Here is a 12,718-nt window from a genome sequence, read left to right as displayed (position 1 = left end):
GTTATGAAGTTCTGGAAATCCAAGGAGGAAAAGGAAATAGAGCGGAAGATACGGGCCAGAAAAGCGAAGATGGCCCTAAAACAATACATAAGTAACCTCGAAGCCTTAAAACGCCGGGTCTTTCTCCAGGGAAAGGAAGCGGCAAAGCTCGGCGACGAGGAGCTGTTGAGGAGGAGTGCAGTGAAATACCTCACCCTTGAGAACAGGATAAAGCAGGCGAAGAGACTCCTCCTTCTGATGGAAGAAGCCGAGATTCAGAGGGAGCTCGTTAAGGTCTCTGGAGAGTTTCTCCGCTTCAGCCGGGACATCGTTGAGAGCATTGCTGAGGGACCCGGTGCAGAAGACGTTGCCAAGATGCAGGTCGAGTTCGAGAAGGCGATGACAAAGGTGGAGAGCCTCGATGAGGCCCTGAGTTCCATGCTCGACGTAACGAGCGAAAGCATCCTGAGCGGAAACTTTGACGAAGAAACGATAAAAGAGGCAGAGGCGTTCTTCGACGTAGAGCCCTCCGGAGAGAGGCTCAAAGAGATTGAGAAGGCTATGAGGGCTTAGCCCAAGCCACTTTTCCATTTACCACAACCTTTTCCACGTCGCTTCCCCTCGCGGAGTAAACGAGGAGCGAGTAAACGTTTTCCAACGGCCTGAACCACGGTTTATCCGCGTTTATGAGAACCAAATCCGCGAGATAGCCGGGTTCTATGAGTCCGGCCTTTAATCCAAGGGCCCTTGCGCCCCCAACGGTCGCCATTCCAAAGAGCTTCCGAGCTGGAACCGCGTGCGCCTTTCCGGCAGTTAGATTAGCCACGATTCCGGCCGTTCTCATCTCAAGGAAGGGGTCAATGATTCCGGTTGGGTTGGGTGAATCGTTGCCCAGCGCTACGTTAAGGCTGATGTCAAGGAGTTTTCTCAAGTTCACCGTCCGAGCCTCAAGTTTGACGTTGCTCGTCGGGCAGTGGACGAGGGTCGAGCCGGTCCTGGCCAATCTCTCGAAGTCAGAATCGTTCAGGTAAACGCCGTGGACGCTGATTAGCCTATCGTTCAAAAGCCCGGCCCTTTCGAGGAGACCAACGGGCGAAAGGCCGTAGCGCCTTCTAACCTCGGAAACCTCCGCCCTGCTCTGGGCGAGGTGAACGTGAATCCTCGCACCGGTTTCCCTTGAAAGCCCGGCAATTTCCCGCATGAGCTCAAGCGAGACGGTGTTCGTTGCGTGCGGTGCAAGTGTGGGCGCTACGAGCTCGCTCCGGTTTCGCCAGCGCTTGAAGAATCGGGAACCTTCCTCAGGACTTGCAAGAGGAAAATCAACCTCGTCCATGACCGTCTGGCCGATGAAGGCCCTTACCCCGAGCTTCTCGGCGACCTTCGCTATCTCGTCCGCGAAGAAGTAGTGGTCGTTTACCGTCGTCGAGCCGTTCATCAAAGCCTCTTTAAGGCCGATTTCAGCCCACTCGCGGATTTCCTTCCGCGTCCATTCCAGCTCCATCGGCCAGATGATTTTCTCAAGCCACTCCTCCGTCGGCAGGTCCTCGCCGAGACCCCTAAATCGTGCCATTGCCACGTGGGTGTGGGCGTTGATTAGGCCGGGAATCACGAGGTAGTTCTTCCCGCCGTAAACTTCGTCAACGCCCCACTCTCCCAGTTCCCCCGCCGGAACGACGGCCCGAATGACGTTATCCTCAACGATGACGGCCCCATCTCGAACGGAGCGGTAATCGACGAGCTTTCCGACCAGTGCAAACATCCTCCCACCGTTGAACATACGGCAGGGAAGAACTTAAACCTTTTGACGTTGTGACATTCAAATTCCCAAAGGATTTAAATCCCAAAACGAAAAACTCCGACCATGCCCCGGCTCGTTCGGATTGAGTCAAGGCTAAGGGTCCTGTCGCTCTGGCTGAATAACCTCTTCTGATTGGGTTAGCGTTATAAACCCCGCTGAAAAGCTTTTGGAGGTGGTAAAGGTGATTGATAAGGTTTACTGTGCCGACGTTAAGCCCGAAATGGAAGGAAAGAGGGTTAAGCTCGCCGGATGGGTTTACAGGAAGAGGGAGGTCGGAAAGAAGGTCTTCATAGTGCTCAGGGACTCGAGCGGAATCGTCCAGGTGGTCTTCTCCAAGGAACTCAACGAAGAGGCCTACAGGGAGGCCAAGAAGCTTGGCATTGAGTCGAGCGTCATCATCGAGGGAACCGTTAAAGCTGACCCGCGCGCTCCAACCGGCGCCGAGGTTCGGGCAGATAAGCTTGAAGTTATCCAGAACGTTGACTTCTTCCCGATAACGAAGGACGCGAGCCCGGAGTTCCTGCTCGACGTCAGGCACCTGCATCTCCGCTCGCCCAAGGTCGCGAGCATAATGAAGGTGAAGGCCACGCTCGTTCAGGCCGCTCGTGAGTGGCTCCTCCAGGACGGCTGGTACGAGGTCTTCCCGCCGATACTTGTCACCGGAGCGGTAGAGGGTGGCTCAACGCTCTTCAAGCTCAAGTACTTTGACCGCTACGCCTACCTCAGCCAGTCGGCCCAGCTCTACCTTGAGGCGGCCATATTTGGCCTCGAAAAGGTCTGGTCGCTCACGCCGAGCTTCAGGGCCGAGAAAAGCAGGACGAGGAGGCACCTCACCGAGTTCTGGCACCTCGAACTTGAGGGAGCCTGGATGGACCTCTGTGACATCATGAAGGTCGAGGAGGAGCTGGTGAGTTACATGGTTCAGCGCGCGCTTGAGCTCAGGAGGGGCGAGATAGAGACATTTAGAAAGGATTTAACCACGCTCAAGAACGCCGTTCCGCCATTCCCGAGGATAAGCTACGACGAGGCCATAGACATACTCCAGAGCAAGGGCGTCGAGATAGAGTGGGGCGAGGACATGGGCGCCGACGAGGAGAGGGTTCTTACCGAGGAGTTCGAGGCCCCGTTCTTTGTCTACGGATATCCGAAGGGCATCAAGGCCTTCTACATGAAGGAAGACCCGGAGGACTCGAGGAAAGTTCTCGCGGCAGACATGCTCGCGCCCGAAGGCTACGGCGAGATAATCGGAGGCAGTCAGCGTGAGGACGACTACGACAAGCTCGTGCAGAGAATCCTTGAGGAGGGAATGAACCCCGAGGACTACCAGTGGTACCTCGACCTCAGGAAGTACGGCTCCGTTCCGCACAGCGGTTTCGGCCTCGGCCTTGAGAGGCTCGTCGCGTGGGTCCTCAAGCTCGACCACGTCCGCTGGGCCACCCTCTTCCCGAGGACGCCGAGCAGGCTTTATCCGTGAGCCCTTTGCTGGCGCAAAGCGCTCGCGGAAAGTTTTTGCTCTTTTAGTTTATTTCAGGTTCAGAAAGTGACTAATTAGAGCTGAAAGTACCATAGTACCAACTGTAGCCATGGCGGTTACAAGATACTTGAAACTTCTTGGCCATTCCTCTATTTCCCGGACAGCATCAATAGCTACTTTTAGTTCTGAGAAACGGGTTGGAGTAGGGTGTTTAGAAATTAACTTCTCATACTCTTCTTGAAGAGCTTTTTGAAGTTTTTCTAATTCCCTAAGTTTTGCACGTTTTATATTCTTGTGATGAGTCAGTAAAAGGCCAATACCAATAAGTCCCGTGAGAGAACTCAAGAATAGTCCTGAGGCAATTGCATTTAGGGCTTCATTTTCTGTTATAAAAATGAAAAGTGCAAATCCAATCGACATGCTTAAACTAGAAGATAGCACGTTCAATACAACTTGACCAAGCTCGTTAAAGTTGGACCACTTATCAAAAACAATCTTGTAAGAAAAAGTTTCGAGAAGAGAATCTATGTCGTTAACTACGACAACTACGGGCACTATAAACAAGTATCCAATAAACAAAGACAGGACAGGCCAGTAAATCAAATAAATTAATGTGTGCGTTTCTGATAAGAGAAACTTGAAAAGCCCAAAACCAAGGAAAAATATTTCAAATGTAGATATTTCTTTAAAAGTATTGTTAATGAACAAGCAATTTAGAATAAGAGCATTTTTTCTTAGATATACCTCTGAAAGATTTAGAGGAAGCTTTCCAAAAAAGTCAAAATTCTGAAAGTCATTAATGCCACGAAGCAGGAATACAAATGCAATCAAGAGAACTGCAAAAAGGAAACTAAGCATTAACCGCTCTCTGGAATATTCCACAATTATCATGTCAAAAAGAATCCAGTATAATGGATAAATATGAACTTCTTGGTCTCGGAAACTAAAGGAAATCCCCGCAAAAAGGATTCTCATCATAGGAGGTCTCTTGATAACACACGCATTATTCATTTCACTTTTTAGAAAAACCATAGTGAATGCTCTATCACAGTAAGGGCAAGTAGCTTCAGAAACTAATATTTTTCTTCTATCCCCTCCAAACGAACCCCAAAGAAATTTAGAACGCTGTTTTGTCCCAGGAAGAATATATAGATTATTCAAATCTGAATCCAATTCAATTGAATGAATTTTGCCACAGTATGGGCAGTTGATTATCTTCTTCATACGTTCAGAGTCAAACCTAATCCTGATTTAAATATTTGGGAAACATTCATTCTCCATCGCTGAAGCTTTTGAAAAAGCTTCACCAAAGAAACTTTGCCCACAGCCTTTGGGAAAGGCTGGCGAAGGAGCGCCCTTCTCACCAAAGGGCAAAAAACAGTCGTGCACTAACAAAAGGGCAAATTCACAAGGGGTTTAACACTACAACAAAACCCCTAAGATAGTTTCAACTTCCTATTGGCGCCCTTCGGGCGCCTCTTCAGAGTGAAACTCTTGGAAATGAAGCAAATTTGACAGAAACCCCTTTCCCAAAACGAACACTTAGAATCAGCACTTAACCTTCCGCCAGCGCTTTCGTCAGAAAGGGCTGTAATGGTGGGCCCGCGGGGATTCGAACCCCGGACCTCCACCTTGTAAGGGTGGCGTCATAACCATCTAGACCACGGGCCCGCCCACCTTCGAGGACGCTGGAAAATTTATAACGTTTTCGCATTATTTCCTTTGGGATTGACATGGACAGAATTAAACTTCTCGCGGGGCTCTCGGCAGTTCTCATCCTAATCGCAACGGGGGCAACGTGGGTCATTACAAAAGACATCAACACTACCGTTGTAATCCTCACGCTCGCCTCAACCCTGGCAACCGTTATGATGGCAGTAACGATATACGAGCTGGACATAGCGCTGAAAGAGCTCAACTTCGAAGCGGTTAGTGCGGTTTACGAGATGATGGACGAGAAGGTCAAAGGCGACATTGCAAAGATTAGAAAGTGGCACCAGGAGGATAGTGAAAAAGGACTGATTTCAAAAGGAAATGTAGTGAAAGAGGAGTTCTACAGAGAGTTCTTTCGGGACAACGAAAAGGTAAAAACCGTAAGCGACGCCAGCAGGGTGCTCAATCGCATAGGATACTTCGTTTACAGGGACTTCGTGGGTGACTGGTTCATCCAGGAGCAGTACGCTGGTTTGATACTTGACTCATTTCTCGCCATGAAGCCGTACCTCAAAGCCCTCAGAGACAGCAGAGAATGTGGCGAGGAGGAAAGCGAAAGGGAAAGGTGCAAAAACGGACCCTGGTTCCTGAGGCGCTTCTACCTCCTCCTGGTCGTGATTAGCTACGACTACCTGTGTAGGGAATTTCAAGAGAACTGCGAGAAAACGTTCAAAAAGTATGGATATCCCGGGCACACAAATCCCATTCCCAAAGAGTGGCTTGCAGAAGACGTTAGAAAATGGCTAAAGAAAAAGGGTTACAAAAAGTATGTTTAACCAACGCCCCTCCTGACTTTCACCGCCAGCCCGCTCTGGAAGACCTTCAGCTCCTCGCCGTTCAGGAGGGTCTGCCCTGTCGCGAGGAGCTCGTCTTTTTCATTCACCACCAGAACCTCGTCGTAGGGCCTGATTGAGGGGTCGGCATCGACCACGAACTTGGCGAAGACGTTCTTGCCCTTCCTCGCGAAGGGTTCGGCATCTTCGTTGACCACAACGCGCATCCTAGGGAACGGCAGGAGCGCGTGGAGTCTCTTGGCGCCTTCGATACCGAGCGTTAACAGGCCGTCCTCCGCTCTAAAGGTCGCGAGATGCTTACCTTTGGCCTTTACCTGCCTCGGCATGCCAGTCTTCCGCGATAGCTCCACGAAGGCGTCTTTGAAAGCCTCGCCCGCCCCTTCGCCGAACTGATACTCTGCCACCGCCATGACGTACTTCCTCGCTTCCCCTTTCCTCGGCTTCTCTATCGTGAAGTCCTCCTCGCCCTCGCTCTGGGCGAAGGGGTAGCTCAAACTCAGATACTTCGGAATCTCTCCGAAGATTGGATGGTTAATCCTCTCAGGGAACTTCTGGGCAACGCGCTCGGCCCTCTCCCTGGCGCGATAAACGATGGGCCATCTCATCGCTTCCTCGCTCACCTTGAAGAAGGCGCTCGCTTTGGTTATCGGCTCGTTTTTCTCAAGGTAGTCCCTGTACTCGAGCAGTCTCTTGTAGGCGGAGTAAAGCTTCGGGTGACTCCTTGCCCTCTCGTCAACGAGGCGCCAGAGTTCACCCTCTTTTATCGCTTGCTTGACCCTGTTTAGCTCCTCGCGTATCACCCAGAGGTTGTGAAGAGCTAAAAGCCTCGTCCGCTCCTCCTTCGGCATCTCACGCAACTCTTGCGGGGTGTAGCGGGAGCAGACCGGGCAGGAGCAGGGGAAGTATTCGAGCTCTTCGAGTCTTTTCGTCCCCTCGGGCGTCAGGTAGCGGTCGTCTTTAGCGTACAAAGCGTAGCTGGCTGAGTCGAAGAGGTCAACGCCCATAGCAACTGCCAAAGCGAAAATCATCGGGTGGCCGGCGCCGAAGAGGTGAACGGGCCTGTCCGGTCTTAGACCGAGCTTGGAAGCTATAACAACGTCCACCAAATCGCGGTAGCGGTAGCTCTCCATGAGAGGAACGACGGCCCCAATCGGGTGAATTTCGAAGTTCATCTTGCTGAGCTCCCGAGCGGCGTAGGTTCTTAAGTCCGGATAAGTTGAACCCTGAACAGCAGCGTTCATGGCGATGTTCTTTATGCCTTCGGCTTCCTTCGCCCGCTCGAGGGTTATCCTGAGGTCCTCCTCGACATTCTCCCTCGGCGCGTCTGGGGGAGTCGGAATGTCGAGGAAGGTACCTATATCAACGCCGATTTTCTCCTGGAACTCTATTATCTCCCGGTTGGTAACCTCAACCTCGCCGTAGCGCATGAGCTGGAAGGAGCCGGAGTCGACCTCGATTATCCCGTCGTAGTCGAGGAGCCTATGAATGCCAAGCTCAATGGCCTTTTCTCTCAGCTCCGGCGTCTTGTAGATGATGTAGGAGTTGGTGATTATCATTCCAAAGCCCATCTCCTTGAGCTCCTTCGGCGTCACGATGAGCTGTTTCGGGTTGATGACGGGCATTATAGCTGGAGTTTCGATGCTCTTGCCGTTGACGGTGAGCTTTCCTATTCTTCCGGCCGCGTCGCGCGCCTTAACCTCGAACCTGAACTCCATGCTCTCACCTCTAGGAGAGCTATCTCTTGAACTTAAAAGCCTTAGTTGACTGTTTTTTAAGCGAAATGTTTAAAAGTTTTTGTGATTAAATGTGAGTGTATGGTAGTGAAAGAGAAACTCTATACGCTCAAACAGGCGAGCGAAATACTCGGAGTCCATCCAAAAACAATCCAGAAATGGGACAGGGAAGGAAAAATCAAAGTCATTAGAACGCCCGGCGGACGAAGAAGAATCCCCGAAAGCGAAATCAGACGCCTCCTCGGGATAAAAGAGGAAAACGGCCTCATCATAGGCTACGCAAGGATTTCCAGCCACACTCAAAAAGACGACTTGGAACGACAAATCGAGGCGATAAAAGAATACGCAAGAGAAAGAGGCTGGCAAGTTAAAATCCTCAAGGACATTGGCTCCGGACTGAACGAGAACAGGAAGAACTACCGGAAACTCCTTGAAATGGTCGCCAAAGGAGAAGTGTCAAAAGTCATCATCACTTACCCAGACAGACTCACCCGTTTTGGGTTTAAAACACTGCAATTCTTCTTCCAGCAACACGGGGCAGAGATAATAACAATCCACGAGAGGGATAAAACCCCAAGAGAAGAACTAATTGAGGACTTGATGGCCATAATCATCCATTTTGCAGGCAAACTCTACGGAATGCGCTCTCACAAATACAAAAAACTCAAGGAAGGCATGAAAAAACTCATAGAGGAGGTTGAAGACGAGTGAAAATCGTTCTCACCTACAAAATGACGCACGACTGGAATGTTCAGGAACTCCTTACCAAGTATCAAAAACGTCTCCAGCGAGTGATTGATGAGATTTGGGAACACACGACTTGGAAAGAGAAGAAAGTCAAACACCGATACTCCATCGGGAACGGGAAATACAAGTATTACGAGACCACCCGATTAATCCCATACTTTCCAAAATCCAACGAGTTCAAGAGGAAATTAAGAAATCAGCTCCTCAAGGACTGGCCCTTTGCCAAACACTACGTTGATTCCGCCATAAAAACAGCCTACTCAATCCTTGAGAGCTGGAGGCAGAACTACTTAAAGGGAAGGAGGAAGAGAAAGAAACCCGTAGTGAAGAGGAAGTTCGTGCGGGTTAAAACCACCTTGATGAAAGTCGAAGGTTCAAAAATCAGGATAACAGTCAAACCGAGGGAAGAATACCTCGAACTCAACTATTCTGGCGAGTGGTTTTATGAGCGAGTCAAGGACTGGAAGGTTGGCGGGTTGATAATCAGGGAGAAAGACGTTTACCTGACATTCTCGAAGGAAGTTGAGTTTTCGAGCAGGATTAAAATCGGGATTGATAGCAATCTTATGAGTCTCGACGTTTATCACCCTGAGAAGGGCTGGATTAAAGCGGACTTGAGTGAACTCCACAGGATTGCTGAAACTTACGACAGGATTATTGACAGACTCAAGAGTATTCAGAAGAAGGCTCCAAAGAGGATTTCGAGACTGCTCAAAAAGTATTACGTTCGCAGGCGGAACAGGATTGAGGATTACCTTAACAAACTCGTAGTTCAGCTCTCAAAGGAGTTTCCTGATGCGGTTTTCATCTTCGAGGACTTGAACAAGTTCAGCATGTTCAACGGAAATGGTAGAAAGTTCAATCGGAAACTCTCACGCTCAACTTGGAGTAAGATTGTCCAAAAGCTCTCCTACCGTGTTCCGGTTGAGTTCGTCAATCCCGCTGGCACTTCCTCCACCTGCCCGGTGTGTGGGAGCAGGTTAGAGTCCCGAAACGGGCTGGTGGAGTGCTCTAACTGTGGGTTTAAGGCTGATAGACAGTTTGTTGGAGCGTTCAACGTTTTCGTGCGGGGACTTGGGGTCGCCCTGAGCGGGGGTGAAGCCGGTGATTTACTCCCCAATGAACCCGGAGGGGAGTTGAGGCTGATGAATCCCAAGTCCGTCGTGAGAGTAAACTTGAACGGGAGGACATTCACTCACTTACCTCCCTAAACTCTCACGACGGACAGACCCCTGCCGAGAAGAGCTTGATGAGCAGGAAGGCGAGGATTCCAGCGAAGAGCGGCGCGCGAACCCAGCTCTTCACGATGTCCACGAGGAGCTTTTTGTTAACGCGCTCACCCTTGTAGGCGCTCAGTCCGCTTATCGCCCCGACTATCGCCTGGCCCGAGCTGACGGGCAGGCCGAAGAGGTTCGCGGTGCTGACCGCTATTGATGCCCCAAACTGGCTTGAAAAAGCCGAAGTCGGACCAAGGGGTGCTATGTCCTTTCCTATCGTCATCATAACCTCGTAGCTGAAGGTGAGCGTTCCGAAGGCCATCACGAGGGCGAGGAAAGCATTAGGATTGGACATTCCGCCGGCCTTTGCGAGGCCTATGACGTTCGAGACCTCGTTCGTACCGAGGTTGAAGGCTGAAAAAGCTGAGGCGAGAAAAACGAGCCACTTTTGAGTAATTTCAAGGTTCTTGAGGCACTTTATCCTCCTGAGGAATGGCTTGTAGAGCTTGTATATTGCTATGGCCAGGAGGGAGGCGAAGACCGGAGAGAAGAACCACGCCGAGACGATTTTACCGATTGTCCACCAGTCAACGGGGAGGCCGAGGGCGAGGGAGGAACCTATGAGCGCGCCTATTATGGACTGGGTCGTTGATATTGGCCGTCCCCACAGGCTCGCGATTGTAACGGCAGATGCCGCACTGAAGAGCGCCAAAGCGACTTCTCCAGCCGATAAACCGCTCGCCAGTCCAGTTATCGTCCCTGAAACGGCCGAGTGACCGATAACCGCACCCAACGTGGTGAAAACCGCGATTATCAGGACGGCCCGTTTGAAGCCCACTATCCCTGAACCGACTGCTGTGCCGACTGCCTTTGCGCTGTCGTTCGCTCCTACAGCCCATGCCATAAAGAACGCCGCTGCGATGACCTCCAGCATTCCCTCACCTCTCTATATTCTATATAGTCTATTTAGGCAGAGAGGCACTTTAAAAGGGTTTCGGCTTTAAAAGCATTGCGGTAGCTATGACCAAAAAAACTAGGACAGAATGCTGAATTGAGATTCGCGACGAATCACAACCGCCCGGTGAGAAGCCTAGTGTAGCCGTAGACGTGGAGCGAGAGGTAGAAGAGCGCCCAGAACCAGACGATTAGGGGGAAGAGGAGGGCGTTGGAGAGCTTCCCGCCCTCAACGAGCGTTGGGAGGAGCATTGTGACAACCTCGAACCCCCACCAGAGGGCGAAGAGGCTAAAGTTGCCGGTCGCGAGCAGTAGAATTGGAACCAGAACGTCTAGGAGGGCTATGAAGTCACCGAGCAGGAGAAATCCCCAGTCTTTGGTAAAGCCACCACCGAGGTTTTTGAGGTCGCCGAGAAACCAGCGCTTCCTCTGGCGCCAGAGAACGAAGAGGCTCCTCGGCATCTCCGTCCAGACCCTTGCCCTCGGCGCGTAGACCACCCTTCCGAGCCTCTTGATGGCCTTTGTGGTGGCGTAGTCCTCAACGATGTCCTCGACGAAGCCTCCGATTCTCCCGAGGGCGTCCCTGCGGAAGGCCGAAACCGGACCCGGGGCGAGGCTTAAATCTTCAAGCTCCTTGGCCCTGCGGAACATCGCTATCCTAAGGTGCTCCGCGTCCTGCGCCCTCTCGAGGAAGGAATCCCCCATGACCCTTACCTGCCCTCCAACGCCGAGCACTTCATCGGAATAGAAACGCCTCACGAGTTCCCTAACCGCGGTCGGTTCGAGGTAGCTGTCGGCGTCGGTCGTCACTATTATCTCGCCAGATGCTTTAGAAAGGCCGAAGTTCAGGGCTTTGGCTTTGCCCCCGTGCTCCTTCCGGTAGACCTTCAGGCGGGGGTTTCTCACCGATGAGGCAACCTCAAACGTGTTGTCCCCACTGCCGTCATCGACAACGATGACCTCAAAATTGGGGTAATCCTGAGCAAGAGCCGAGCGTATGGCTCTAAGAACCCTCTCCCCCTCGTTGTAAGCCGGGATTATGATTGAAGCTCTTGGCGTCCATTCATTAATTCTGTAATTCCTGAAAAGGCTAATTATGTAATTGAAGAAGAAGTAGCCGTCCCAGAGGAAGATGAGCGCGAGCGCAAGGCGAAGGAAGTTCATGGTCATAACTTCAAATTCTGGTTTTTAACGGTGTCGCCGGGGACGTCAAGGAACCTCGAGAGCCATCGAGCCACCTTTGCTACGGCTTCGGGCCTTGCGTAGAGTCCCCAGCGCCAGTTGCTCTCCTTGGCCTCGACGAGCGCCCTGACGACCGGCGAAACCTCGCTCAGGCGTTTTATTTCACCGCTGAACTCCACGAAGGCATTCCTCTCCTCAAACCTCGGCTTTGGTGGGTAATCAAGCAACGCGAGGTGGCCGAACTCGCTTTCCAGCTCCCGTTTTAGCTCCCTGATGGTTCCTTCATCGAGCTCCTCTCCGCTCCAGATGACGCGCTTGTAGAGTTTTCTGTTCTCGATTGCACCGATGAGCTCGCGGACTTCCCTTCTCTCGCTCGCCCTCAGCCGAGCAACGAGGTCAACCTCGTCCATTTTCCGGAGCTCCTCAAGCTCAATCCCTTCAAGCTCAACGGCCTTGCACAGCATCGCGCTCGCTATTCTAACAGTGTGGTGCTGGTAAACCGTTGGATACATCATGCTCCGTGATATGAGGAGGTTCTGGCCGGCCATTATCCCCTTCTCGCCGAGGATTAGTCTCTTCCCGTCCCAGCGGAGGTTTCGTATGAGCCTCTCGAGGTCGACCAGCCCGTAGGCAACGCCGGTGTAGTATGCATCGCGCACGAGGTAGTCCATTCTATCGGCGTCTATGTCACCGCTCACGAGGGGGTGCTTGAGAAGGCCGAGGAACTCCCTGAGCGAGAAGCGCTCCATCAGAACGTCGCCGATTTCGCCGTGCTTTATCAGCCACCTTGTGTTGTCCTCGTGCCTTGGGAAGAGGCATTCAAGGGTGTGGCTGAAGGGGTAGTGCCCGAGGTCGTGGAGTAGGGCCGAGTAAACCGCTCCCTCATCAATCCCCGGGTTTCTCTCCCGTATGAGTCTCGCTATGTGGAAGGTCCCGAGGGAGTGCTCGAAGCGTGTGTGTCTGGCAGAAGGGTAGACGAGGAAAGCCAAGCCGAGCTGGGTAATCCTCCTGAGCCTCTGGAACTCCGCTGTGTCCACTAGCTTTACCGCGAAGTCGTCGAGCTCTATTCCACCGTGTATCGGGTCGTGGACGAGCTTCATTGAAATCCCTCAATAAACATTTTCCCG

11 protein-coding genes and 1 tRNA gene are annotated in these 12,718 nt (G+C 51.8%); 5 read left to right on the top strand and 7 right to left on the bottom strand.

Annotation, left to right across the window (positions count from 1 at the left end; all coding sequences use genetic code 11):
• The first annotated feature begins 3 nt into the window (after positions 1-3).
• A complete protein-coding gene (locus ACYQ04_RS03770; RefSeq protein WP_460127472.1) occupies positions 4-552 on the top strand; it encodes a hypothetical protein in 549 nt (182 codons plus the stop codon).
• On the opposite strand, the gene ACYQ04_RS03765 is transcribed toward ACYQ04_RS03770, so the two are convergent.
• Complete coding sequence (locus tag ACYQ04_RS03765) at positions 539-1,738, bottom strand: amidohydrolase family protein (RefSeq protein ID WP_460129814.1); 1,200 nt, start codon at positions 1,736-1,738, stop codon at positions 539-541. The two genes, ACYQ04_RS03770 and ACYQ04_RS03765, sit on opposite strands and share 14 nt — an antisense overlap.
• A gap of 220 nt (positions 1,739-1,958) precedes the next feature.
• Here ACYQ04_RS03765 and asnS point away from each other — a divergent pair, with 220 nt between their 5' ends.
• Positions 1,959-3,251: an asparagine--tRNA ligase gene (gene asnS, locus ACYQ04_RS03760; protein WP_460127470.1), complete on the top strand. Its 1,293-nt coding sequence runs from the start codon at positions 1,959-1,961 to the stop codon at positions 3,249-3,251.
• Positions 3,252-3,299: 48 nt separating this feature from the next.
• On the opposite strand, the gene ACYQ04_RS03755 is transcribed toward asnS, so the two are convergent.
• Both ACYQ04_RS03755 and ACYQ04_RS03750 read right to left on the bottom strand, forming a co-directional pair.
• Positions 3,300-4,475, bottom strand: a complete 1,176-nt coding sequence (locus ACYQ04_RS03755; RefSeq protein WP_460127469.1) for a hypothetical protein — start codon at positions 4,473-4,475, stop codon at positions 3,300-3,302.
• 370 nt (positions 4,476-4,845) lie between these two features.
• Positions 4,846-4,922 (bottom strand) — tRNA-Val (locus tag ACYQ04_RS03750).
• Between the two features lie 62 nt (positions 4,923-4,984).
• Here ACYQ04_RS03750 and ACYQ04_RS03745 point away from each other — a divergent pair.
• Positions 4,985-5,740, top strand: a complete 756-nt coding sequence (locus ACYQ04_RS03745) for a hypothetical protein (RefSeq protein ID WP_460127467.1) — start codon at positions 4,985-4,987, stop codon at positions 5,738-5,740.
• Here ACYQ04_RS03745 and tgtA read toward each other — a convergent pair.
• On the bottom strand, positions 5,737-7,473 hold the full coding sequence (tgtA, locus tag ACYQ04_RS03740; RefSeq protein ID WP_460127465.1) for a tRNA guanosine(15) transglycosylase TgtA: 1,737 nt from the start codon (positions 7,471-7,473) through the stop codon (positions 5,737-5,739). The genes ACYQ04_RS03745 and tgtA overlap by 4 nt on opposite strands.
• Positions 7,474-7,572: 99 nt before the next feature.
• Here tgtA and ACYQ04_RS03735 point away from each other — a divergent pair, with 99 nt between their 5' ends.
• The gene (locus ACYQ04_RS03735; protein ID WP_460127464.1) at positions 7,573-8,202 is read left to right on the top strand and encodes an IS607 family transposase; all 630 of its coding nucleotides are present in this window, start codon (positions 7,573-7,575) and stop codon (positions 8,200-8,202) included.
• A complete protein-coding gene (locus tag ACYQ04_RS03730) occupies positions 8,199-9,449 on the top strand; it encodes an RNA-guided endonuclease TnpB family protein (RefSeq protein ID WP_460127462.1) in 1,251 nt (416 codons plus the stop codon). The genes ACYQ04_RS03735 and ACYQ04_RS03730 overlap by 4 nt, the downstream gene beginning before the upstream one ends.
• A gap of 4 nt (positions 9,450-9,453) precedes the next feature.
• On the opposite strand, the gene ACYQ04_RS03725 is transcribed toward ACYQ04_RS03730, so the two are convergent.
• The 3 genes from ACYQ04_RS03725 to ACYQ04_RS03715 form a co-directional block, all read right to left on the bottom strand.
• On the bottom strand, positions 9,454-10,389 hold the full coding sequence (locus ACYQ04_RS03725; protein WP_197704280.1) for an inorganic phosphate transporter: 936 nt from the start codon (positions 10,387-10,389) through the stop codon (positions 9,454-9,456).
• Positions 10,390-10,523: 134 nt separating this feature from the next.
• On the bottom strand, positions 10,524-11,573 hold the full coding sequence (locus ACYQ04_RS03720) for a glycosyltransferase family 2 protein (RefSeq protein ID WP_460127460.1): 1,050 nt from the start codon (positions 11,571-11,573) through the stop codon (positions 10,524-10,526).
• A gap of 2 nt (positions 11,574-11,575) precedes the next feature.
• A complete protein-coding gene (locus tag ACYQ04_RS03715) occupies positions 11,576-12,691 on the bottom strand; it encodes an HD domain-containing protein (RefSeq protein ID WP_460127458.1) in 1,116 nt (371 codons plus the stop codon).
• Between the last annotated feature and the right edge of the window lie 27 nt (positions 12,692-12,718).

It is taken from the genome of Thermococcus prieurii (genome assembly GCF_054657655.1).
This window is presented reverse-complemented; position numbering and strand designations above follow the sequence as displayed.

Bases quoted from the DNA above. Each gene is read 5' to 3' on its own strand.
- ACYQ04_RS03770 (WP_460127472.1), top strand. From the start codon at position 4: ATGAAGTTCTGGAAATCCAAGGAGGAAAAGGAAATAGAGCGGAAGATA.
- ACYQ04_RS03765 (WP_460129814.1), bottom strand. From the start codon at position 1,738: ATGTTTGCACTGGTCGGAAAGCTCGTCGATTACCGCTCCGTTCGAGAT.
- ACYQ04_RS03755 (WP_460127469.1), bottom strand. From the start codon at position 4,475: ATGAAGAAGATAATCAACTGCCCATACTGTGGCAAAATTCATTCAATT.
- ACYQ04_RS03745 (WP_460127467.1), top strand. From the start codon at position 4,985: ATGGACAGAATTAAACTTCTCGCGGGGCTCTCGGCAGTTCTCATCCTA.
- tgtA (WP_460127465.1), bottom strand. From the start codon at position 7,473: ATGGAGTTCAGGTTCGAGGTTAAGGCGCGCGACGCGGCCGGAAGAATA.
- ACYQ04_RS03735 (WP_460127464.1), top strand. From the start codon at position 7,573: ATGGTAGTGAAAGAGAAACTCTATACGCTCAAACAGGCGAGCGAAATA.
- ACYQ04_RS03725 (WP_197704280.1), bottom strand. From the start codon at position 10,389: ATGCTGGAGGTCATCGCAGCGGCGTTCTTTATGGCATGGGCTGTAGGA.
- ACYQ04_RS03720 (WP_460127460.1), bottom strand. From the start codon at position 11,573: ATGAACTTCCTTCGCCTTGCGCTCGCGCTCATCTTCCTCTGGGACGGC.
- ACYQ04_RS03715 (WP_460127458.1), bottom strand. From the start codon at position 12,691: ATGAAGCTCGTCCACGACCCGATACACGGTGGAATAGAGCTCGACGAC.